Origin of the sequence: Prauserella cavernicola (assembly GCF_016595675.1) — a bacterium.
Taxonomy (GTDB): Bacteria; Actinomycetota; Actinomycetes; order Mycobacteriales; family Pseudonocardiaceae; genus Prauserella_A; species Prauserella_A cavernicola.
Genome location: NZ_JAENJH010000042.1, coordinates 1 through 325 on the forward strand (window position 1 = coordinate 1; position 325 = coordinate 325).

Annotated in this window: 1 pseudogene; it reads left to right on the top strand. The window is 75.4% G+C overall.

The features are described 5' to 3' along the window. Window positions 1-325: pseudogene (locus JHE00_RS34605) on the top strand (Zn-ribbon domain-containing OB-fold protein); the annotation flags it as partial.

The following is a 325-nucleotide window of genomic DNA, read 5'->3' on the forward strand; positions in this document are numbered from 1 at the left end:
GGTGCGCGGCGACGACGGCCGCGTCCACGTGCCGCCCGTCGAGTACGACCCGGCCACGGCCCGTGCGCTGACCGAGTTCACCGACGTCGCCGACGAGGGCACCGTCTAGTCCTGGTCGTGGGTCGCCGAGCCGCTGGACGGCCAGCCCCTGCGGCGTCCGTTCGCGTGGGCGCTGATCCGCCTCGCCGGCGCCGACACGAGCCTGCTGCACGCCGTCGACGCCGGCTCCCCCGCCGGCATCCGCACCGGCATGCGCGTGCGGGCCCGCTGGGCCGACGAGCCGGTGGTCCACATCCGCGACATCTTGTGCTTCGTCAGCACCGAG